This window comes from Xanthomonas sp. NCPPB 1068 (assembly GCF_041479385.2).
Classification (GTDB): Bacteria; Pseudomonadota; Gammaproteobacteria; order Xanthomonadales; family Xanthomonadaceae; genus Xanthomonas; species Xanthomonas cannabis.
Map to the genome: position 1 here is coordinate 3,624,500 of NZ_CM192986.1, position 19,959 is coordinate 3,644,458.

The window sequence follows — 19,959 nt, forward strand, 5'->3', positions numbered from 1 at the left end:
TGCGCATCAACCTAGCCGGGCGCACGCGGTAATCGGAGCCACAGCATGCGGTAGCAAGCCGGGATTACACCGCCGGCCCCTCCACCCATCGACAACACGCCGGCGCTGCCGGCAGGAGATTGCAGTGAACGCAGTTGCACAGATCAAGCCCTCCGGCGGCCAGCTGGTTACCGCAGAACAGGCCGAGGCGATTCGTACCGCGTTGAAGACCAGCCTGTACCCGGGCGCCACCGACGAATCGGTCGACATGGTGCTGGCGTACTGCCGCGCCGGCGCGTTGGACCCGATGACAAAGCCCGTGCACATCGTCCCGATGTGGGTGCCGGAGAAGAAGCAAGGCAACCGCCTGATCAGTCCCGCGGGCATGCGCGATGTGATCATGCCCGGCATCGAGCTGTATCGCACCAAGGCGCACCGCACCGGCGAATACGCAGGCCAGGATGAAGCAACGTTCGGACCCACCATTGAAGAAACCCTAGGCGGCGTCCGCGTGCGTTACCCGGAGTGGTGCAGCGTCGCGGTCTACCGCCTCGTCGCCGGCAATCCGGTGCGCTACTCGGCCAAGGCTTACTGGCTCGAAAGCTACGCCACGCAGAAGCGCGATAGCGATGCCCCCAACGCGATGTGGAAGAAGCGCCCTTTCGGTCAGCTCGAAAAGTGCGCCGAGGCGCTGGCGCTACGCAAAGCGTTTCCGGAAGCCGTCGGCGCGCAGCCCACTGCCGAAGAAATGGAAGGCCGCGTCTTGGAAGGCGAAGCGACGGCAGTCCGCCAAGAGCAGGCGCCCAAGCAGATCGCCACCGAGCTGGCCGCTTACCCGGCCGACAAGTTCGCTGAGAACCTGCCTGCATGGGGTGAGCTGATCAAGGCCGGCAAGAAGACGGCCAGCCAGATCATCAACATGGTGAAGACCAAGGGCTCGCTCACCGAAGAGCAGATGATCGCGATCGAGGCGTTCGACCAGGCTGAAGACGTCGCCGACGAATCCACTGAAGTCGGCGCAGACGCCGATGCAGGTCCTATCGATTGGGATGCCCCAGGGCAAGGAGAGAAAGCATGAATACTGTCGACCTGATACAGGGTTCTGCCGAGTGGCACTCGCACCGCGCAACCCACCTCAACGCCAGTGAGGCGCCGGTGATGCTGGGCGAGTTTCCGTCCGTCACTCGCAGCGAGCTCCTCAAGGTCCGCGCGACCGGCGTTGAATCGGAGATCAGCTGGTTTCTGCAGCAGATCTTCGATGATGGCCATCGCTTCGAGGCGCTCGCGCGACCGCTGGCAGAGGCGATTGTGGGCGAAGACCTGTACCCGTGCGTCGGCGTGGATGGGAAGCTATCCGCGTCGTTTGACGGACTCACGCTGCTTGGCGACGTGCTCTTCGAGCACAAGATGTTGAACGCCACGCTGCGCGCGTGCATGACCGAAGGCTGCACCGGCACCGACCTGCCGATCTATCACCAGATCCAGATGGAGCAGCAGCTGATGGTATCCGGCGGCGAGCGGGTGCTGTTCATGGCATCGGAATGGGACGCCGATGGCAACCTGGTTGAAGAGCGCCACTGCTGGTACACGCCCAACCTGGAACATCGTGAGCGCGTCGTCGCTGGCTGGGATCAGTTCGAGCGGGACGTCTGCTCCTACGAAGACAAGCCGGCCATTGCGCCTGCCGTCGGCCGCGCTCCCCAACATCTCCCCGCGCTGCACATCGCGGTGACCGGCATGGTCACGGCCTCCAACCTGGCCGAGTTCCGTGGCTCGGCGATGTCTGTGCTTTCGCGCATCAACCGCGATCTGCAGACGGATGAGGACTTCGCCGACGCCGAGCAGACGGTGAAGTGGTGCAAGGGCGTCGAGGATCGGCTGGAGGCCACCAAGCAGCAGATCCTCGGCCAGACCGCCGACATCGACGCGGTGTTCCGCACGATGGACGACATCTCCTCCGAAACTCGCCGAGTCCGCCTGGAGCTGCACAACCTGGTCAAGGTCGAGAAGGACAACCGCCGCGGCCAGATCGTCGCGAATGGCGTGCAGTCGGTGCGGGATCACTATGCGTCGATCAATGCGGGACTCGATGCGCATGCGCTGGCGGTACCGGCAACGCTGGCGGCCGACATCGGCGCGGTGATCAAGGGCAAGAAGTCGATTAGCAGCATGCAGGACGCCGTGGGCACCGCTGCCGCCAACGCCAAGATCGCCGCCAGCCAGCAGGCCGAGCGCGTGCGCGCCAATGTGCGCGTGCTGGAAATGGAGATGGGCACCTTCGCCGGCCTGTTCCATGACCGCGTGCAGCTGTGCGCCACGAAGTCGCCGGAGGATCTGCGCAACCTGATCACCGCGCGCATCAACGAACAGCAGCGCGTCGATGAGCAGCGGCTGGAAGCGCAGCGCGAGAAGATCCGCCAGGAAGAAGCCGACAAGCTGGCGCGCGAGCAGGAGGAGCGCGAGGCAGCGCCGCGCCGCGCCGATGCCCAGGCCGAGGCAGCTCATGTCGCTGCCTCTGCACCTGCGTCCGCTGCTCGCGCGCCGTCGGCACCGGTGGCGGTTGCTCCTGCTGCCCTCTCCCCCGCTCTCTCACAGGCGGTGAAGTCTCTGGCCGCGCCAGCGCCAGCCCAGGTGGTGCGCATCAAGCTCGGCGACATCAACGCCAAGATTGCCCCGCTGACGATCACCGCCGACGGCCTGGCGCAGCTGGGCTTCCTGCCGGTGACCATCGAACGTGCCTCGAAGCTGTACGACGCCGCGCAGCTGCCGGCGATGTTCGCCGCCATGCAGCAGGTGTTCGCGCGCGCCGCCACCGACAGCTACCAGCAGGCCGCCTGATGTTGCGCACCTGCACAAGCTGCGCGCGCCGCCTGCGCGAAAGCCAGTTCCCAAGGCAGGGCGGTCGCGTCGTCAGCGTCTGCGCGCCCTGCCGGAACGACATCAAGCGGGCGCAGGCCAAGCTCGCACCGATCCGCCGTGATCCCGAGCAGATCCGGCTCAACAACGTCGCTGCGCTGTGGCACGGCCCGGTGCGGCGCACTCACCTGCTGAGGTATGCGGCATGAGCGAGCTTTCCCGATACACGAAAGCGATGATCTCGGGCGATATCGACGCCTGTATGCGCATCGAACAACTGCACGACCTCCACGGATATCCGCCTGAAATGGTGACGGTTGGGCTGCGCGCAGCAGACAACGGAGAAGATCCCGTTATTGCGGTCGAAACCTACATTGAGGACCAGGCCTGATGTCTCGCTTCCTCACCCGCCGCACGCCGAAGCGCAAACGCGGTCTGTGCTGGGGCCGCGCGCCCAACGACAACGGGACCGTCGTGACCTGGCAGCTGTTCCGCCGCGACCACCGCGGCGCGATCCATATGTCCTCGCTGCAGTTCACCAACGCCGAACCGCGCGCCTATATCGCGCAGCGCCTGCGCAACGCGTGCCGGAACCTGCGCGACCGCGTGGACGAGATCGACCTGGCCGCCATGGGAGTTACCGCATGACCATGCATCCGAACGACCGCCTCGCTGCTCTGGAATGGGCGCTGGCCCGTGCCCGCGAGGCCGGCAAGACCGACGAGCTGGTGCGGTTGACGCACGTGCCCGCCCTGCAGGAACTGCGCGACGAAGCGCAGCGGGAGGCTCGCGGTGGCTGACGGCTCGCACTCCTTCAACTTCCCCGCTCCGCAGGTCTCGTGCCTGCGCCCGGGCGAGATCGTGGTCGACTTGTTCGCCGGCGGCGGCGGCGCCAGCGAGGCGCTAAAGCAGGCGCTGGGTGTCGATCCCGCACTGGCCTACAACCACGACGAGTGGGCGATTGGCATGCATGCGGCGAACCACCCGCTGACGATCCACCACCGCGAAGACATCTGGCACGCCGACCCGCGCAAGGACGTGGCCGGCCGCCCGATCGGCTGGTTCCACGCCTCGCCGGACTGCACGCACTTCAGCCAGGCCAAGGGCGGCCAGCCGCGCAGCCACAAGACGCGGGCGCTCTCATGGGTCGCGCTGAAGTGGATCGGCCAGCTGCTACGCGCCGACTTGCGAGACGGCACGAACACCGCGCCGCGCATTCTTTCGTTGGAAAACGTGTGGCAGATCCTGACCTGGGGTCCGCTGGTGGCCAAGCGCTGCAAGGCGACCGGCCGCGTCCTGAAGATGGACGGCACGGTGGCAGCACGTGGCGAGCGCGTGCCGGTGGCGAATCAGCAGCTGGTGCCGGACAAGCGCCACAGCGGCCGCACCTGGCGTCAGTTCGTGGCGGCGCTGGAGTCGAAGGGTTACCGCGCGGAGTGGCGCAAGCTGAACGCCAGCGACTACGGCGCCGGCACCAGCCGCGAGCGACTGTTCTTGCTGGCGCGGCGCGACGGCGAGCCGATCGTATGGCCGGCGCCGACGCACGGCACCGCACCCGGCCAGCAGCCGCGCGTGCGCGCAGCCGATTGCCTGGACTTCTCCCTGCCCTGCCCATCCATCTTTACCCGCAAGCGGCCGCTCGCTGACGCCACGCTGCGCCGCATCGCCAAGGGCGTCATGCGCCACGTGCTGCAGTCGGCCGATCCTTTCATCGTGCCGGCCACGCACCAGGGCTCGGACCGGGTCAACGACGTGCAGGCGCCGCTGCCGACGATCACCGCCGCCCACCGCGGCGAGCTGATGCTGGTCGCGCCGGAGCTGGCGCCATTCATCACCGAGCACTCCAATGCCAGCAATCAGCGCACCATGCGCACCGACGAGCCGCTGCGCACAATCTGCGCCGGGGTGAAGGGCGGCCATTTCTCGGCAGCGGCGCCGGTGCTGGCGAAATTTCGCGGCGACAGCGACGGACGCCCGGTCACCGACCCGGTACCGACGATCACTGCCGGCGGCGGCGCCAAGCGCCCTGCAGGTGCCGCGCACGCATTAGGCCTGATCGCGCCGACCCTGGTGCAGACCGGCTATGGCGAGCGAGAGGGACAAGCACCGCGTGCACTGGACCTGCAGCAACCGCTCGGCACCGTCGTTGCCGGCGGCGTGAAGCACGCCGTTGCCGCACCGTGCCTCGTGCAGATGGGCCATGGCGAGGGGAAGACGCCCGGCAAGCGCTTCAGCCACGGCATCAACGATATCCAGGGTCCGATCGGCACCATCGTCGCCAGCGGCGGCGGGCAAGGCCTGATGACCGCATTTCTTGAGCAGGCGAACGGCGGCTTCTACGAAGGTGGGGGCCGCGATGCGCGCGAGCCCATGAGCACGATCACCGCGACCGGCAGCCAGCAGCAGCTCGCCACGGCGCACGTGGTGACGATGCGCAACAACACCCATGGGCGGGCAGCAGACGAGCCGCTGGGCACGGTGTGCGCCAGCACCGTGCACCACGGCATGATCGAGTGCACGCTGAGCGCCGAGCAGCAGGCCGGCGCGCTGCAGGTGGCCGCGTTCCTCGTGAAGTACTACGGGACAGGCGCCAACGTGCCGTCCCTGGCCGACCCGCTGGACACGGTCACTACCAAGGACCGGCTGGCGCTGGTCACCGTCGTGATCCAGGGCACGCCCTACGTCATCGTCGATATCGGCCTGCGCATGCTCAAGCCGCACGAGCTGTTCCGCGCGCAGGGCTTCCCCACCAGCTACCGGATCACGCACACCGCCGACGGCCGGGCGATCAGCACCAGTGCTGCGGTGCGCATGTGCGGCAACAGCGTCAGCCCGCCGCCGTTGGTCGCGCTGGCGCGGGCAAACCTCGACACGAAGCCGCTGCCGCTGCAGGTGGCCGCATGACTGACCCCTATCGCGAGTTCCTCAAGCGCAAGGTGCGCGTCGCGCCGTCGCTTGGGTTCGACGTCTCGCCCGATGATGTGCACCCGATTCTCAAGCCGCACCAGCGCGACAGCGTGGTTTGGGCATGCTCCGGCGGGCGTCGCGCCCTCTTCCAGCGCTTCGGCCTCGGCAAGAGCATGCAGCAACTGGAGATCATGCGGCTGGCGCGCGCACATGCCGGCGGCGCCGTTGGCATCGTGGTGCCGCTCGGCGTGCGCCAGGAGTTCCGCCGCGACGCCGGCAAGCTCGGGCTGGACACGCGTTTCGTGCGCACCAGCGCCGAGGTGGATCCGGACTTCGACGGCATTCACCTGACCAACTACGAGAGCGTGCGAGACGGCAAGCTCGATCCCAACCTCTTCACCGCCGCGAGCCTGGACGAGGCGTCGCTGCTGCGCAGCTTCGGGTCGAAGACCTACCAGCAGTTCCTCACCCTGTTCGATGAGGTCCGGTACCGCTTCGTCGCCACGGCAACGCCCAGCCCGAACCGCTACAAAGAGCTGATCCATTACGCCGGCTTCCTGGGCGTCATGGATACCGGCCAGGCGCTTACCCGCTGGTTCAAGCGCGACAGCACTCAGGCCAACAACCTGACGCTGTACCCGCACAAGGAACGTGAGTTCTGGCTATGGGTGGCCAGCTGGGCGCTGTTCCTGCAGAAACCGTCGGACCTGGGCTACAGCGACGAAGGCTATGACCTGCCTGAACTGTCTGTCCGATATTCAGAGGTAGCCGTCGATCACAAGAGTGCAGGCGCTGATCGGGACGGACAGGGCAACTTATTTCGGGATTCGGCCATTGGCCTTCAAAACGCTGCGCGCGAGAAGCGCGATACGCTGCCGGCGCGGCTCACCCAGCTCATGGAAATCGTCAATGCCACACAGCAAGCCAGCGGAACGGAAGGCATACTCGAAGGACTACTACTGTCGAAACCGAGCCGCGGCACTGGAGAGCCAGAAAGCCCGCGATGCGATGAGGGATCCGGAAGCTCAGAAGGCCTACCGTCGACAGTACTACGCAGCCAACCGGGAACGGTTGCTGGAGCAGCAGCGAGCGAGGAGCAGAGCAAATTACGAAGCGAACAAACAGCGCTACAACGAGCGGCAGCGAGTGAACGCGCTGAGGTCGAAGTTCGGTCTGACGCCGGTAGCTTATGCGGAGATGCTGGCGGCACAGGCCGGAGCGTGCGCGATATGTGGAACGCAGCCCAAACCGGGGGAGAAGCGATTCCCAGTGGACCATTGCCACAAGACGGATCAGGTGCGGGGGATCCTCTGCGGCCGCTGCAATCGGGCGCTGGGATTGTTTCAGGACGACCCGGAGATATTGGCTCGGGCGGCGTCGTATCTGACCAGATCATCATCTGGTGCGACCTAAACGAAGAGCAGGACGCAATCGAGGCTGCGCTGCAGAAAGCAGGCTTGACCTATTCCTCGATTCACGGCGGCAATGAGGTCGAGGAAAACGAAGGACGCATGGCCGAGTGGCGCGCGAAGCATACCTACGCGCTGATCGGCAAGCCGGTGATGCTGGGACAGGGAGTGAACCTGCAGCAGTGCAACAAAGCCGTCTTTATCGGCATCACCTACAAATTTAACGACCTAATCCAGGCAATGCATCGCATCCAGCGATATGGCCAGGAACGACCCTGCGTGGCCCACATCATCTACGCCGAGAGCGAGCGCGAGGTGCTGGCCAGCCTGCAGGCGAAGTGGACGCGCCACGAGGAGATGGTAGAGAAAATGAGCGAGATCATCAGGGAATACGGCTTGAGCAAGGCCGCCATGGCACAGGTGCTGCAGCGCTCGATCGGCGTGGAGCGGATCGAGGCCAGCGGTACCGGCTGGACCGTCGCGAACAACGACTGCGTGGTGGAGACGCGCGGCATGGCCGATGACAGCGTCGACCTGATCGTGACATCGATTCCGTTCGCGAACCACTACGAGTACAGCCCGAGCTACAACGACTTCGGACACACCGACGACAACGCGCACTTCTGGGCGCAGATGGACCACCTCAGCACGCAGCTGCTGCGGATCCTCAAGCCCGGCCGCATCGCCGCCATCCACGTGAAAGACCGGATCCAGTTCGGCGCGGTGACCGGCGCCGGCGTACCGACCGTCAGCCCGTTCCACGCCGAGGCGATCTTCCACTACCGCTCGCACGGCTTCGACTACATGGGCCTCATCACGGTCGTGACCGACGTAGTGCGCGAGAACAACCAGACCTACCGCCTGGGCTGGTCGGAGCAGTGCAAAGACGGCACGAAGATGGGCGTGGGCTCGCCGGAGTACATCGTGTTGCTGCACAAGCCGCAGACCGATCGCAGCCGCGGCTATGCCGACGAGCCGGTGCGCAAGCAGAAGGCGGATTACACGCGTGCACGCTGGCAGGTGGACGCGCATGCGTTCTGGCGCTCGAGCGGCCGCCGGCAGCTGACGGCCGACGAGCTGGCGCAGCTGGGCCCGCACAAGCTGGCCAAGCTGTTCACCGAGTACTCGCTACGCGAGGTCTACGACTACGAGACCCACGTGCGCATCGGCGAGGAGCTGGAGGCGCGCGGCGCGCTCCCGTCCACGTTCATGTCGCTGGCGCCGGGCAGCCATGACCCGGACGTGTGGCACGACGTCAACCGCATGCTGACGCTCAACGGCGAGCAGACACGGCGCGGCCTGGAAAACCACATCTGCCCGCTGCAGTTCGACATCGTCGACCGCCTGATCCAGCGCTTCAGCAATGCCGGCGAGCTCGTGTTCGATCCGTTCGGCGGCCTGTTCACCGTGCCGTATCGGGCACTGAAGCTGGGCCGCCAGGGCCGCGCCGCCGAGCTGTCCACGTCCTATTTCATGGACGGGGTGAAATACCTGCAGGCCGCCGAGCGAGAAATGGCGATGCCGGATCTGTTCGCGACGATGGAGCCGCAGGCGCAGGACCAGGCCGCATGAAGCCGCAGCTGTTCCCGCGTGAGCCGCGGCGGATGAAGCAGCCGGCCAAGGATCTGCTCCGGCAGCAGCTGGCCATGGCCGCCGACCACATCGAGCGGGTCACCGCCGAGAACCAGGCTTTGCGCGCCATCTGCGCGGATGCCATCAACACCTGCCAGGGCAGCGCCGATCAGATGCGCGCTGCCCTGGCGAAACAGGAGACCGAATAACCATGAACGCTGATGCCACGGAATCCATGCGCCTGCCCGAAATCATTGCCTCGATGCTCAACTACGCGGGAGTGGCGGACACGTGCGAGGTCACCCAGGGACACGCACCGGTCGCAATCCGCAATTGGGCGGAGATGCTCGAGCAGCTGACCGCGCCGGCTGCTGTGCCGGTGGATGGATTGCTGCGTGAGCTGACGGAAACTGCAAACTCTCTGCAGAAGATGGCCGCCAACGACCGCGAGACGGCCGACGAAATCGAACAGGGCATCGAAGATAGCGCCGGGTATACCGCCGACGAGCCTACCGACGTTGCCGCCGGCCTGCACCACGGAGCAGACATGGCTGACAGCCATGCCCTGCTGATGCTGAGGGCAGGCGCCGCCCTTGCCACCCTTGCAGCCCACCCCCAGCCGGCAGCGGCGAAGGAGCAGGACGATGCGTGAGCGCACGATCCTTTTCAACGGCGCCATGGTGCGCGCCATCCTGTCCGGCGCGAAGTCGCAGACGCGGCGCGCGGTGAAGCCCCGCTATCCGTGCGAGATCGAGGAGCGCGACGATGGATCGCTTTGGCCCTGGTTTCCCGACTACGTCACCGGCGGCGAATGGGATGGCTGGGTGCCCTGCCCATTCGGCCAGCCAGGCGACCGGTTGTGGGTGCGGGAGACGTGGGCCGACCTCACTGCCACACACGGCAGGCCATGGGAGAAAAAGAACCCGACCACCGGCCTTTACGAGAGAGGGCTGCGCCCTTTCCTGTGGTACGCAGCCGATGGCGATCAGCCGGATATGGGCGGCGGCGAGATCAATCGGGAGCCTTGGCGCTCCAGCACGAGCATGCCGCGCTCGGCGTGCCGCCTGGTGCTGGAGGTCACCGACGTGCGCGTCGAGCGGCTGCAGGCGATCAGCGAGGCTGACGCACAGCGCGAGGGCGCCGGCGACAACGTGGATTACACGCGCAACCGCACCTACCGCGACGACTTCCGCGACATCTGGACCAGCACCGGCGGCGACTGGGACGCCAACCCCTGGGTGTGGGTCATCGGTTTCAAGGTGATCGACCAGCAGGCCAAGCCGGAGGTGGGAAATGCCTGAGCTTTGCCTATCCCGCGACGAAGTGGCCGAGCTGTGCCGCACAACGCATCGAGCCAAGCAAGCCCGATTCCTGCAGCAGAACGGTGTGCGGCACTACCTCGATGCGCACGGCTGGCCGGTGGTGCTGCGCAGCGCGATCGACCCGTCCGAGAAGAAGGCCGGCACGGTCGCGGCCTGGTCGCCCAATAAGGCCGCATGATGGGTAGGAAGCCAAGTAGGCCGGGCGCGGTGCCGCGGTTGCGCGCCCGCAAGCAGAAGTCGGGCGTGGTGCATTACTACTACGACCACGGCGGCAAGCCGCGCAAGGAGACGCCGCTGGGTGCCGACTATGGCGCGGCTATCAAGCGCTGGGCGGAAATCGAGCATGCGCGCGTGATCCCCGCGCATGCGCAGCTGACCCTTCGACACGTCGCCGACCGCTACCGCGCCGAGGTGATCCCGACCAAGGCGCCGGGCACGCAGCGGCTGCACAACCTTTGTCTGACCTGGCTGCTGACGTTCTTCGACGATCCGCCCGCGCCATTCGAGGCGATCAAGCCCCTGCACATCCGGAAATATCTCGATTGGCGCGCCTCCAAGGTGATCGCGAATCGTGAAGTCGCCCTGTTCTCCCATCTGTGGAACTGGGCGCGCGGCAAGGGTCTGACCGACCTTCCCAACCCCTGCGAGGGCATCCGCCGGAACAAGGAAACCGGCCGGGACGTGTACGTGGACGATGCCACCTTCCGCGCCGTCTACGAACGCGGCGACCAGACCTTGCGCGATGCCTTGGACCTGGCCTACCTCACCGGGCAGCGCGTGGGCGACGTGTGGTCGATGGACGAGCGGCAGCTGAGCGCGGGCGAGCTGGTGGTGCGGCAGGCCAAGACCGGGACCAAGCTGACGATGGCCGTCACCGGCGAGCTGGCGGCGCTGCTGGATCGGATCGCTGCGCGCAAGCGAGGGCTGACCCTGCGCAGCACGCGCTTCATCGTAGATGCGGACGGGCTGGCGATCGGCCGGGCTGCGCTGCGCTACCGATTCGACCAGGCGCGCAAGGCCGCCGGCGTGGACAAGGGAGACTTTCAGTTTCGGGATCTGCGCGCCAAGGCGGGCACGGACAAGGCCGATTCGGCCGGCGATATCCGACAAGCTCAGGCCCAGCTGGGGCATGCGTCGGTTGCGATGACCGAGCACTATGTGCGGAAGCGCAAAGGCGCGAAGACGACGCCGACGAGGTGAATTGCGGAGCGCACCGGATATTGCGGAGCGGCCCGAATCGCTGAAAGCCTTACGGCACATGGAGCGGGCGATGGGAATCGAACCCACGTCAGTAGCTTGGGAAGCTACAGCTCTACCATTGAGCTACGCCCGCACGGCGTTGGGAGAGTTTAGGCGGGTGTAGGCATCGGGCGCAATGCGCAGACGTGACGAGGGCCGGTTGCCCGGCCCTCGTGTCTTGCAAGGTGCTGCCTGCAGCGGTTCGGCGTGGCTCAGAAATTGCCGCTGAAGTTCACGAACAGCGTCGCATCGCGGGCACTGCGCTGGGCGGTGGTGGTGCTCAGGCCGATGTTGCTCTGCAGGCCCCACAGGCCGGTGCGGGCGCCCAGCACCACGGTGGCGTAGTTGCGGTCGAAGTTCTGGCCCGGGACGGTGTACATGCCCACTTCCGGCATCGACTGCAGCCAGGCGCTGGCTTCGCCACCGTCCTTGAACTCGTGGTCGTAGGTCGCCTGCAGGTACGGCTTGATCGCGGCGCCGTCCAGGCGCACCTGGAAGCCGACGCGGCCGACCAGCGAGTCGATATCCTGGTCGGCATAGCCCAGCGCGGTGGCACTGGCGTCGCTTTCGGTGTAGCCGTCGAGCTTGATCTTCTGCCAGGTCAGGCCGGCCACCGGGCCGTACTTGACGTTGCCTTCGCCCAGCGAATAGCCGGCGTTGAGCGCGGCGGTGAGATTGCTGCCGTCCGGCGAGCCGCTGTGCACGCGGGTCGCTGGCCCCAGTTGCACTTCACGGTCCACGTCGTAGCTCAGCCAGCTGTAGCTGACCTGGGCGTTGACCCACACCGGGCCGGTGTACCAGCCGAAGAAGCCACCCAGGGTGGTGTCGTCCTGCTTGAAGCTGCCGTTGCGGTTGCCGAAGTCCGCGTCCATGCGGCCGAAGCCGGCAAAGCCGCCGAACACCAGGTCGCCGGCCGTCCAATCCACGCCGAACAGGCCGGCCGGGGCCATGCCGTCGTACAGGTCGGCGTGGTCGTAGCGCTGCATGTCACCGCGCACGCTGCCCCACCAGCGCAGCCCGTCGGCGTCCGGCTTGCCGTCCAGATGCCAGGCCACCTGATCGGCACGGGCGCGACCACCGGCCTGCGCCGAGTGCGTCAGCACCTGCTGCAGGCGCGGCGCTTCCAGCAGCGAAATCGCGTACTCGCCCAGGATCTGGTGCACCGCCGTGGTCGGATGGATGCCGTCGGCGAAGACGTAGGTGGTCGGTGCGTTGGCGGCGACCAGGCTGGTCGGGTTGCAGGCCGGCAGTGGCAGTGCAGGGTTGCAGGCGGTGTTGGTGACGTTGGTGAAGCCGAAGGTGCCCGGCGCGGCGACGATTTCCTGCAGCATGTGGAAGGTGTCGAGCGGGATCACGCGCAGGCCGGCCGATTGCAGGCCGTTGAACAGCGCGGTGTTGTAGGTGGTGGCCGCTGCGGTGCCCTGGGCCATGGCGGCTGCGCCGCCGGCGCGGAAGCGCGGGGTGATGCCGATATCGGGAATGGTCGGCACCATCACGTAGCGCGCGCCGGCAGTCTGCAGCGTGGCCACGGCGCCCACCTGGGCGGTGACCGCGCTGCCAATGATGGCCTGTGCCTGCGCCGGCACGGTGGCCGCGGCCAACAGGTCGTTGGCGCCACCCCACACGCTGTACAGCGCGTTCGGGTTGGCGCGGCCGCCATTGGCGGTGAGATAGGTGTTGATCTGGCTGGTCACCGACGGCGCGGCGCCGAGTGCGCTGACCGAGCTGGCCTGGATGCGCGCGCCGCCGGCAGCGTAGTTGTCGCCGGTCTGGCCATTGCCGTTGGGCGCAGCGTTGGTGCCGAAGTGGTCGCCGACATATTCGGCCCACACCCAACCCGGGTTGGTGGTGAACTTGCCGGTGACCGGGCGCGAAGCAGCCGGCAGCAACGGAGTGTAGTAGCCGCTGTCGGTGAGGCTGTCACCGAAGAACACGGTCTGGTCGAAGGCCTGCTCGGCCATGGCCGGGGTGGCCGCGATAGCGATGGCGACCGCCATCAGGGAGCGGATCGGGCGAAGTGTTGAAGCCATGGGAGTGCCTGCTTGAAAGTGGATGGGACCGGACCGGCCTGCATACGTACGCCGGCGAATGGCAATGGTTTCACCCTCGCCGCCCGCGCTCACGCTGCATCGCCGCATAACGCAAAAACGCGCGCCCTGACGGCGCGCGATGCGACAATGATGACATGAACATTCAACTCAACGGCGCCCCGCGCTCGCTCCCCGAGCACCTGCCGCTGGCCGCCCTGCTGGAACAGGAAGGCCTGACCCAGCGACGCGTGGCAGTGGAGGTCAATGGCGAAATCGTGTCGCGCGGGCGGCACGCCGAGCATGTGTTGCGCGAGGGCGATGTGGTGGAGATCGTGCACGCGTTGGGCGGCGGTTGATGCCCCGCGCGGCCGGCGCATCCGCGCCCGATCGGTGATAATTGCCGCATGACGAATCCCGCCCCCTCTGATGCGCTGGTCATCGCCGGCAAACGCTATCGCTCGCGCCTGCTGACCGGCACCGGCAAGTTCAAGGATCTGGACGAGACCCGCCTGGCCACCGAGGCCGCCGCGGCCGAGATCGTGACGGTGGCCATCCGCCGGGTGAACATCGGCCAGGACCCCAACGCGCCCAGCCTGCTCGACGTGCTGCCGCCGGAGCGCTACACCCTGCTGCCCAACACCGCCGGCTGCTACACCGCCGACGACGCGGTGCGCACCTGCCGGCTTGCGCGCGAGCTGCTGGACGGCCATAACCTCACCAAGCTGGAGGTGCTGGGCGACGAGCGCACGCTGTATCCAGATGTGGTGCAGACGCTCAAGGCCGCCGAGCAGCTGGTGGCCGATGGCTTCGAGGTGATGGTCTATACCTCCGACGATCCGATCCTGGCCAAGCGCTTGGAAGAGATCGGCTGCGTAGCGGTAATGCCGCTGGCCGCGCCGATCGGCTCCGGCCTGGGTATCCAGAACAAGTACAACCTGCTGGAAATCATCGAGAACGCCAAGGTGCCGATCATTGTCGACGCAGGCGTAGGCACCGCCTCGGACGCGGCGATCGCGATGGAGCTGGGCTGCGACGGCGTGTTGATGAACACCGCCATTGCCGGCGCGCGCGACCCGATCCTGATGGCCAGCGCGATGCGCAAGGCGATCGAGGCTGGGCGCGAAGCGTTTCTGGCCGGGCGGATTCCGCGCAAGCGCTATGCATCGGCATCGAGCCCGGTGGATGGTGTGATTGGATGAGTGGGTGGTCTGCGTTGACATTGCGGCCGAGGCGCAATGATTGGCAGTGCGGAGTGCCGGATATGACCGCTGCCAGATCGCGCGTTGCTGCGAGCGCACCCCTCACGCCGTACCCTCACCCCAAACCGCGCGCCCCGGCCCGCGCCTGCGTCGCGGGCGCTCCCAGGCACGCGCGCCCATGGCGCGCAAACTGTGCCTCCTCGCCCCGGTGGGAGAGGGGCTCTCGTTTCGCCGATGACTTAATTCATGACTGACCCTTTCACCAGCGACGGCGCCAAGATGCCGCCCAAACCTTTCACCATCGAAGAAGGCCGCCGACAGGTGCGCAGCTTCGTGCTGCGCCAGGGCCGCTTCACGCCTGCGCAGCAGCGTGCGTTCGATGAGTTGTGGCCGCGTTTCGGGCTGGACTACACCGGTGCCCCGCGCGATCTGGCTGCCACGTTCGGACGCGACGCGCCCAAGGTGCTGGAGATCGGCTTCGGCAATGGTGCGGCGTTACGCTTCGCCGCGCAGCAGGACCCCAGCCGCGATTACATCGGCATCGAGGTGCATGCGCCCGGCGTGGGCCGTCTGCTCAACGCGCTTGACGAGGATGGCAGCACGCATGTGCGCCTGTATCACCACGATGCGGTGGAAGTGCTCGAACACGAGATCGCCGATGGCGCGCTGGACGAGGTGCGCATCTATTTCCCCGACCCGTGGCACAAGAAGCGCCACAACAAGCGTCGCCTGATCCAGCCGGCGTTCGTGCAGCTGGTGGTGCGCAAGCTGCGCGAGGGTGGCCGCCTGCACGCGGCCACCGACTGGGCCGATTACGCCGAGCAGATGTGGGACGTGCTCGACGCCACACCGGGCCTGGTCAACCGCGCCGGCCCGCGCGGCCACGTCGAACGCCCCGCCTGGCGCCCGCAGACCCACTTCGAAACCCGCGGCCAGAAGCTTGGGCACGGCGTGTGGGATCTGGTTTATGACCGGGAATGGGGAATTGGGAATCGGGAATCGCAAGGGCAGATACCCGCGTCGCCCGGGTAACCCACAGCGTCAGCATTTTTCGCTCTGCCAATTCCCCATTCCCGACTCCCCATTCCCGGCCCCCAAATGGACACCGCGCTGACGCTGACCAACGATATGAAGCTCGTCCTCGGGCTGGTCGGTTTCACGATGGCGATGTTTCTGTTCGAGCGAATCCGCGCCGACGTGGTGGCCTTGATCGTGCTGGTGGTGCTCGGGGTCACCGGGTTGGTGGCGCCGGAAGAACTGTTCGGTGGTTTTTCCGGTAATGCGGTGATGAGCATCATCGCCACCACCATTCTTGGCGCGGGGCTGGAGCGCACCGGTGCATTGAACCGGTTGGCCACCTGGCTGCTGCGGCGTTCGCACGGCAGCGAGCAGCGCCTGATGATGATGACGCTGGCGATCTCCGGCTTGAATTCGTCGTTCATGCAGAACCCGTCGGTGATGGCCCTGTATCTGCCGGTCGCCTCGCGGCTGGCCGCGCGTACCGGGCTCACCCTGCAGCGCATGTTGTTGCCGATCGCCGCGGCGATCGTGATGGGCGGCGCGCTCACCATGGTGGGTAATTCGCCGCTGATCCTGCTCAACGACCTGCTGGTCTCGGCCAACAACAACCTGCCCTCGGGCATGGCCAGCATCGAACCGTTGACCATGTTTGCGCCATTGCCGATCGGTGTGGCGCTGCTGATCGCCGCACTGCTGTACTTCCGCTTCTACGGCGACCGCAAGCTGATCGAAGAAGAACGCCTGATCAACGAAGGCGTCACGCCCTCGCGCACCGAAAGCTATTTCGCCAAGACCTACGGCATCGACGGCGACGTGTTCGAACTCACCGTGACCGCCGAAAGCCCCTTGGTCGGCATGACTCTTGGCGAGGCCGAGGCCATCCATGACGCGCCGTTGCTGCTGGCCCTGAAGACCGGCAACGACACTCGCCTGGCCCCACCGGCGGACATGCGCATCTGGGTGGGCAGCGTGCTCGGCGCCATGGGGCCGCGCCAGGAGGTGAACGATTTTGCGCAGAACCACTTCCTGCGCATGTCCTCGCGGCTGCGCAACCTGGGCGACCTGTTCAACCCCAGTCTTGCAGGCATTTCCGAGGCGCTGATCCCGCCCAACTCGCGGTTGATCGGCAAGAGTGCTGGCGAGCTGCGGCTGCGCAAGCAGGCCGGCATCAGCCTGCTTGCGATCAACCGCGACAAGCAGGTCATCCGCGAGGACGTACGCAACGTGCCGCTGCGCGCCGGCGACATGCTGGTGTTCCACAGCATCTGGCAGGACCTGGCGCAGGCGGCGGAAAGCCGCGATTTCGTGCCGGTTACCGACTTCCCGAAAGGCGAGCAGCGCCCGCACAAGTTCAAGATCGCGATGGCGATCTTTGCCTTCACCATCTTGATCGCACTGACCTCGCGCCTGCCGGTGGCGCTAACGCTGATGACCGGCGTGGCCTGCATGCTGGTCAGCGGCGTGCTGCGCATGGACGAGGCCTACGCCTCGATCAACTGGAAGACCATCTTCATGATGGCCGGGCTGATCCCGCTCGGCTGGGCCATGGACAGCAGCGGCACTGCGGCCTGGGTCGCCGGCCACACCATCGACCGGCTGCCCGAAGGCATTCCGGTCTGGGCGCTGGAAATCAGCCTGGCCTTGCTGACCACCGCGTTCTCGCTGGTGATCAGCCATGTGGGTGCGACCATCGTGATGGTGCCGATTGCGGTGAATCTGGCGCTGGCCGCCAATGGCAACCCGACGGCGTTTGCGCTGATCGTGGCGTTGTCGGCCTCCAACAATCTGATGACCGCCTCCAACCCGGTGATCTCGATGGTGGCCGGCCCGGCCAACTATCAACCGCGCGAACTGTGGCGCGTGGGCGCGCCGTTGTCGCTGATCTACATCGTGGTGATGGTGTCGATGATCAACCTGATGTTCTGGTGGGCGGCGCGTTAGAGCCGGGGCCCAAGGCCATGATACTGGCGCTCGTCTTCGATCGCGCCGGGCATATCGCAGGCAAGCGCGCAGTAACGCCCCCTGCGCGGCACCGTCGCGTTGAACAGCATTGCAATGCAGCGCACATCCCTGCGTGCGCCAGTTGCCGGCGCTCACGCACCTGATGCGGCGCTACCCCAGTACCACCTGCTCGCCCTCGACACGCACCGGCACCGCTACCAGCGACTGCCCGCGACAGGGCCCGCTGATGCATTCGCCGGCATCAAGCTCGAACGCGGCGCCATGGGCTGCGCAGACCAGGTGGCCATCCTTGGTCGTGAGGAACTGCCCCGGTGCCCAGTCCAGCCGGCGGCCGGCGTGCGGGCAGATGTTCAACCACGCGCGCACCTGCAGGCCCTGGCGATACACCACCAGCGACTCGGTGCCCTCGCCCAACGCTGCTTCGACTTCCAGCACTCCAGCATCGGGAATCTGCGTCAACGCGATGCGTGTGGTCGAGGAAGACGAGGACATAGACCTTGAAAGAGTGAAGAGTGGCCGCCGATTGTGGCATGCGACTGCGCGCGCGTCGGCGCGCTGCGTGCCGGGCGTGAGTGACCGCAGGACTGGGCGATAACCCGTACACCTTGGCTACGGCAGACCTCGGTCGGCGCGCCGCATGTGATGCGTTTAACAAAACTGGCGTTGGATTAACGAAGTTTTCACTCAATGACATGAAACCGCAACGATACTTCGCGCTTGTTTCCTGCCCGGCAGCCCACCGCCATGCCTGCACGCTTGTTCCAATACGGCAACCTCCATTCCCTGTTTGCGCCCCGCAAGCCGCGTCACCCATTGGTGCGCGTTGCTGCCGGCCTGGCAGGCCTGGCGATTCTTGCGGTGCTGATCTTCTTCAGCGTGTTTGTCGGCGCGGCCATGATACTGGGCGGTATTGCCTGGAAGGTCCTGAGCAAGTCGCACCGTAGCCCCCCGCAGCAGGCGCGCGTGGTCGATGCCGAGTACCGCGTGGTACGCAAGCCCGCGTTGCCGATGTCGCACTGAGCGTCCACACGCCTGCGCTCTACATCCCGCAGCGTCTCGCCGCGGGAATGAAACCCCGCTACCTGCATCGGCATGTGCTCGCACATGCCGATCTGCATTGCGGGCCTGAACATGTTGGTCCTCGCCGTGCCGGCGGTCGTCCACGCGCGTTTCAGCAGTGAAGGTTCCGTCGTACACAGCCAAGCGGCTAGACTCACGCGTCCCCCGTTCGAGGATGCGCGCATGACCCACGATGTGATTCCCGCCGCCGATGTTCCGCGCATTCCGGTGGTGGGTGGCGGCAGTTTTCCGGTGCACCGCATCTATTGTGTGGGGCGTAACTTCGCCGACCACGCGCGCGAGATGGGCGCCAGTGCGCCGGCGTCCAAGGCCGAGCGCGGTCAGCCGACCTTTTTCATGAAGCCTGCCGATGCCATCGTGGTCGGTCACGGCGACCAGATCCCCTACCCGCCCGGCACCAGGGAGCTGCATCACGAGGTGGAGCTGGTGGTGGCACTCGGCAGCGATGCACCTGAGGGCGAATTGCCGGTGGAGCAGGCCGAGCGCCTGATCTACGGTTATGGCGTGGGCCTGGATCTGACCCGCCGCGATCTGCAGGCCGCTGCCAAGGCCAAGGGCCTGCCGTGGGATATCGCGAAAGGCTTCGACCATTCCGCACCGGTCAGCGAGTTGGTGCATGCCGGCGAAGTCGGCGCGCTGGAGGCGCTGAATCTGTCGCTGGAGGTCAACGGACAGGTGCGCCAGCAATCGTTGCTGGACCAGATGATCTGGAACGTGCCGGAGATTTTGCATGAGCTGTCCAAGCTGTATGCACTGCGTGCGGGCGATCTGATCTTCATGGGCACGCCGGCCGGCGTCGGCCCGCTGCTGCCGGGTGATCAGTTCAGTGCTCGCCTGGAAAACGTCGCCGAACGCCACGGCATCATCGCGGGCTGACATCGGCCGGGCTACGATCGGGCCGCGGCAGTTGGTCCGCGACCGCATCAGGAGTGCGATATGGGAATGGTCAGCGAATTCAAGCAATTCGCGATGCGCGGCAATGTCATCGACCTGGCTGTCGGTGTGGTCATCGGTGCGGCGTTCGGCAAGATCGTCACCGCGCTGGTGGAAAAGATCATCATGCCGCCGATCGGTTGGGCCATCGGAAATGTGGATTTCTCACGCCTGGCGTGGGTGCTCAAGCCTGCGGAAGTGGATGCCACCGGCAAGGAGATTCCGGCCGTGGTGGTCGGCTACGGTGATTTCATCAACACCGTGGTGCAGTTCGTGATCATCGCGTTTGCGATCTTCCTGGTGGTCAAGCTGATCAACCGCCTGAGCCATCGCAAGCCCGACGCGCCCAAGGGCCCGAGCGAAGAAGTGCTGCTGCTGCGCGAGATTCGCGACTCGCTCAAGACCGACACGCTCAAGACGCCGGGCGCGCTGTAAGCGGGCGCAACCAACG

Annotated in this window: 23 protein-coding genes and 1 tRNA gene; 21 read left to right on the plus strand and 3 right to left on the minus strand. The window is 66.2% G+C overall.

Annotation, left to right across the window (positions count from 1 at the left end):
* Positions 1-202 precede the first annotated feature (202 nt).
* From bet to ACCQ12_RS15485, 14 genes are all read left to right on the plus strand, one after another.
* Complete coding sequence (bet, locus tag ACCQ12_RS15420) at positions 203-1,057, plus strand: phage recombination protein Bet (protein WP_372382163.1); 855 nt, start codon at positions 203-205, stop codon at positions 1,055-1,057.
* An 80-nt stretch (positions 1,058-1,137) separates the two neighbouring features.
* The gene (locus ACCQ12_RS15425) at positions 1,138-2,817 is read left to right on the plus strand and encodes a hypothetical protein (protein WP_372383632.1); all 1,680 of its coding nucleotides are present in this window, start codon (positions 1,138-1,140) and stop codon (positions 2,815-2,817) included.
* Positions 2,817-3,044, plus strand: a complete 228-nt coding sequence (locus ACCQ12_RS15430; RefSeq protein ID WP_372382164.1) for a hypothetical protein — start codon at positions 2,817-2,819, stop codon at positions 3,042-3,044. Before ACCQ12_RS15425 ends, ACCQ12_RS15430 begins: the two co-directional genes overlap by 1 nt.
* Positions 3,041-3,226: a hypothetical protein gene (locus ACCQ12_RS15435; RefSeq protein ID WP_372382165.1), complete on the plus strand. Its 186-nt coding sequence runs from the start codon at positions 3,041-3,043 to the stop codon at positions 3,224-3,226. The genes ACCQ12_RS15430 and ACCQ12_RS15435 overlap by 4 nt, the downstream gene beginning before the upstream one ends.
* Positions 3,226-3,483, plus strand: coding sequence for a hypothetical protein (locus ACCQ12_RS15440; protein WP_372382166.1), 258 nt, complete (start codon positions 3,226-3,228; stop codon positions 3,481-3,483). Before ACCQ12_RS15435 ends, ACCQ12_RS15440 begins: the two co-directional genes overlap by 1 nt.
* A complete protein-coding gene (locus tag ACCQ12_RS15445; RefSeq protein ID WP_016850478.1) occupies positions 3,480-3,635 on the plus strand; it encodes a hypothetical protein in 156 nt (51 codons plus the stop codon). Before ACCQ12_RS15440 ends, ACCQ12_RS15445 begins: the two co-directional genes overlap by 4 nt.
* Positions 3,628-5,739 (plus strand): DNA cytosine methyltransferase, encoded by a 2,112-nt coding sequence (locus ACCQ12_RS15450; RefSeq protein ID WP_372382167.1) that lies wholly within the window; start codon positions 3,628-3,630, stop codon positions 5,737-5,739. The genes ACCQ12_RS15445 and ACCQ12_RS15450 overlap by 8 nt, the downstream gene beginning before the upstream one ends.
* A gap of 1,200 nt (positions 5,740-6,939) precedes the next feature.
* Positions 6,940-7,155 carry an endonuclease VII domain-containing protein gene (locus tag ACCQ12_RS15455; RefSeq protein WP_372383633.1) on the plus strand — a complete coding sequence of 72 codons (216 nt, stop codon included), beginning with the start codon at positions 6,940-6,942 and terminating at the stop codon, positions 7,153-7,155.
* 29 nt (positions 7,156-7,184) lie between these two features.
* A complete protein-coding gene (locus ACCQ12_RS15460; RefSeq protein WP_372383634.1) occupies positions 7,185-8,723 on the plus strand; it encodes a DNA methyltransferase in 1,539 nt (512 codons plus the stop codon).
* On the plus strand, positions 8,720-8,932 hold the full coding sequence (locus tag ACCQ12_RS15465) for a hypothetical protein (RefSeq protein ID WP_372382168.1): 213 nt from the start codon (positions 8,720-8,722) through the stop codon (positions 8,930-8,932). The genes ACCQ12_RS15460 and ACCQ12_RS15465 overlap by 4 nt, the downstream gene beginning before the upstream one ends.
* A gap of 2 nt (positions 8,933-8,934) precedes the next feature.
* Positions 8,935-9,375 carry a hypothetical protein gene (locus tag ACCQ12_RS15470; RefSeq protein WP_372382169.1) on the plus strand — a complete coding sequence of 147 codons (441 nt, stop codon included), beginning with the start codon at positions 8,935-8,937 and terminating at the stop codon, positions 9,373-9,375.
* Entirely contained in the window at positions 9,368-10,024 is a 657-nt protein-coding gene (locus ACCQ12_RS15475) for an ASCH domain-containing protein (protein WP_372382170.1), read from the plus strand. The genes ACCQ12_RS15470 and ACCQ12_RS15475 overlap by 8 nt, the downstream gene beginning before the upstream one ends.
* Positions 10,017-10,223 carry a DUF4224 domain-containing protein gene (locus tag ACCQ12_RS15480; protein WP_372382171.1) on the plus strand — a complete coding sequence of 69 codons (207 nt, stop codon included), beginning with the start codon at positions 10,017-10,019 and terminating at the stop codon, positions 10,221-10,223. The genes ACCQ12_RS15475 and ACCQ12_RS15480 overlap by 8 nt, the downstream gene beginning before the upstream one ends.
* Entirely contained in the window at positions 10,223-11,245 is a 1,023-nt protein-coding gene (locus tag ACCQ12_RS15485; RefSeq protein ID WP_372383635.1) for a tyrosine-type recombinase/integrase, read from the plus strand. The genes ACCQ12_RS15480 and ACCQ12_RS15485 overlap by 1 nt, the downstream gene beginning before the upstream one ends.
* A gap of 59 nt (positions 11,246-11,304) precedes the next feature.
* Here the strand turns inward: ACCQ12_RS15485 and ACCQ12_RS15490 are convergent.
* A tRNA-Gly gene (locus tag ACCQ12_RS15490) sits at positions 11,305-11,378 on the minus strand.
* A 118-nt stretch (positions 11,379-11,496) separates the two neighbouring features.
* Positions 11,497-13,314 carry an autotransporter outer membrane beta-barrel domain-containing protein gene (locus ACCQ12_RS15495; protein ID WP_506191666.1) on the minus strand — a complete coding sequence of 606 codons (1,818 nt, stop codon included), beginning with the start codon at positions 13,312-13,314 and terminating at the stop codon, positions 11,497-11,499.
* Positions 13,315-13,469: 155 nt separating this feature from the next.
* Between ACCQ12_RS15495 and thiS the strand changes: the two genes are divergently transcribed.
* From thiS to ACCQ12_RS15515, 4 genes are all read left to right on the plus strand, one after another.
* Positions 13,470-13,670: a sulfur carrier protein ThiS gene (gene thiS, locus ACCQ12_RS15500; RefSeq protein WP_184388957.1), complete on the plus strand. Its 201-nt coding sequence runs from the start codon at positions 13,470-13,472 to the stop codon at positions 13,668-13,670.
* A 48-nt stretch (positions 13,671-13,718) separates the two neighbouring features.
* A complete protein-coding gene (locus tag ACCQ12_RS15505) occupies positions 13,719-14,513 on the plus strand; it encodes a thiazole synthase (protein ID WP_039405407.1) in 795 nt (264 codons plus the stop codon).
* A gap of 246 nt (positions 14,514-14,759) precedes the next feature.
* Positions 14,760-15,545 (plus strand): tRNA (guanosine(46)-N7)-methyltransferase TrmB, encoded by a 786-nt coding sequence (gene trmB, locus ACCQ12_RS15510; protein ID WP_184438550.1) that lies wholly within the window; start codon positions 14,760-14,762, stop codon positions 15,543-15,545.
* Between the two features lie 66 nt (positions 15,546-15,611).
* A complete protein-coding gene (locus ACCQ12_RS15515; RefSeq protein ID WP_047693072.1) occupies positions 15,612-17,474 on the plus strand; it encodes an SLC13 family permease in 1,863 nt (620 codons plus the stop codon).
* Between the two features lie 171 nt (positions 17,475-17,645).
* Here ACCQ12_RS15515 and ACCQ12_RS15520 read toward each other — a convergent pair whose 3' ends face one another.
* A complete protein-coding gene (locus ACCQ12_RS15520; RefSeq protein ID WP_166744823.1) occupies positions 17,646-17,987 on the minus strand; it encodes a Rieske (2Fe-2S) protein in 342 nt (113 codons plus the stop codon).
* Between the two features lie 252 nt (positions 17,988-18,239).
* Here ACCQ12_RS15520 and ACCQ12_RS15525 point away from each other — a divergent pair, with 252 nt between their 5' ends.
* The 3 genes from ACCQ12_RS15525 (at position 18,240) to mscL (ending at position 19,943) form a co-directional block, all read left to right on the plus strand.
* Positions 18,240-18,515 (plus strand): membrane protein, encoded by a 276-nt coding sequence (locus ACCQ12_RS15525; RefSeq protein WP_047693074.1) that lies wholly within the window; start codon positions 18,240-18,242, stop codon positions 18,513-18,515.
* A 222-nt stretch (positions 18,516-18,737) separates the two neighbouring features.
* Positions 18,738-19,451, plus strand: coding sequence for a fumarylacetoacetate hydrolase family protein (locus tag ACCQ12_RS15530; RefSeq protein WP_047693075.1), 714 nt, complete (start codon positions 18,738-18,740; stop codon positions 19,449-19,451).
* Between the two features lie 60 nt (positions 19,452-19,511).
* Positions 19,512-19,943 (plus strand): large-conductance mechanosensitive channel protein MscL, encoded by a 432-nt coding sequence (mscL, locus tag ACCQ12_RS15535; RefSeq protein ID WP_039415313.1) that lies wholly within the window; start codon positions 19,512-19,514, stop codon positions 19,941-19,943.
* The last annotated feature ends 16 nt before the right edge of the window (positions 19,944-19,959 follow it).

What these genes read in the sequence shown, in the direction of transcription:
- ACCQ12_RS15425 (WP_372383632.1), top strand. Translation starts at nt 1,138, where the DNA reads ATGCTGGGCGAGTTTCCGTCCGTCACTCGCAGCGAGCTCCTCAAGGTC.
- ACCQ12_RS15430 (WP_372382164.1), top strand. Translation starts at nt 2,817, where the DNA reads ATGTTGCGCACCTGCACAAGCTGCGCGCGCCGCCTGCGCGAAAGCCAG.
- ACCQ12_RS15435 (WP_372382165.1), top strand. Translation starts at nt 3,041, where the DNA reads ATGAGCGAGCTTTCCCGATACACGAAAGCGATGATCTCGGGCGATATC.
- ACCQ12_RS15440 (WP_372382166.1), top strand. Translation starts at nt 3,226, where the DNA reads ATGTCTCGCTTCCTCACCCGCCGCACGCCGAAGCGCAAACGCGGTCTG.
- ACCQ12_RS15445 (WP_016850478.1), top strand. Translation starts at nt 3,480, where the DNA reads ATGACCATGCATCCGAACGACCGCCTCGCTGCTCTGGAATGGGCGCTG.
- ACCQ12_RS15455 (WP_372383633.1), top strand. Translation starts at nt 6,940, where the DNA reads ATGCTGGCGGCACAGGCCGGAGCGTGCGCGATATGTGGAACGCAGCCC.
- ACCQ12_RS15465 (WP_372382168.1), top strand. Translation starts at nt 8,720, where the DNA reads ATGAAGCCGCAGCTGTTCCCGCGTGAGCCGCGGCGGATGAAGCAGCCG.
- ACCQ12_RS15470 (WP_372382169.1), top strand. Translation starts at nt 8,935, where the DNA reads ATGAACGCTGATGCCACGGAATCCATGCGCCTGCCCGAAATCATTGCC.
- ACCQ12_RS15475 (WP_372382170.1), top strand. Translation starts at nt 9,368, where the DNA reads ATGCGTGAGCGCACGATCCTTTTCAACGGCGCCATGGTGCGCGCCATC.
- ACCQ12_RS15480 (WP_372382171.1), top strand. Translation starts at nt 10,017, where the DNA reads ATGCCTGAGCTTTGCCTATCCCGCGACGAAGTGGCCGAGCTGTGCCGC.
- ACCQ12_RS15485 (WP_372383635.1), top strand. Translation starts at nt 10,223, where the DNA reads ATGGGTAGGAAGCCAAGTAGGCCGGGCGCGGTGCCGCGGTTGCGCGCC.
- ACCQ12_RS15495 (WP_506191666.1), bottom strand. Translation starts at nt 13,314, where the DNA reads ATGGCTTCAACACTTCGCCCGATCCGCTCCCTGATGGCGGTCGCCATC.
- thiS (WP_184388957.1), top strand. Translation starts at nt 13,470, where the DNA reads ATGAACATTCAACTCAACGGCGCCCCGCGCTCGCTCCCCGAGCACCTG.
- ACCQ12_RS15505 (WP_039405407.1), top strand. Translation starts at nt 13,719, where the DNA reads ATGACGAATCCCGCCCCCTCTGATGCGCTGGTCATCGCCGGCAAACGC.
- trmB (WP_184438550.1), top strand. Translation starts at nt 14,760, where the DNA reads ATGACTGACCCTTTCACCAGCGACGGCGCCAAGATGCCGCCCAAACCT.
- ACCQ12_RS15515 (WP_047693072.1), top strand. Translation starts at nt 15,612, where the DNA reads ATGGACACCGCGCTGACGCTGACCAACGATATGAAGCTCGTCCTCGGG.
- ACCQ12_RS15520 (WP_166744823.1), bottom strand. Translation starts at nt 17,987, where the DNA reads ATGTCCTCGTCTTCCTCGACCACACGCATCGCGTTGACGCAGATTCCC.
- ACCQ12_RS15525 (WP_047693074.1), top strand. Translation starts at nt 18,240, where the DNA reads ATGCCTGCACGCTTGTTCCAATACGGCAACCTCCATTCCCTGTTTGCG.
- ACCQ12_RS15530 (WP_047693075.1), top strand. Translation starts at nt 18,738, where the DNA reads ATGACCCACGATGTGATTCCCGCCGCCGATGTTCCGCGCATTCCGGTG.
- mscL (WP_039415313.1), top strand. Translation starts at nt 19,512, where the DNA reads ATGGGAATGGTCAGCGAATTCAAGCAATTCGCGATGCGCGGCAATGTC.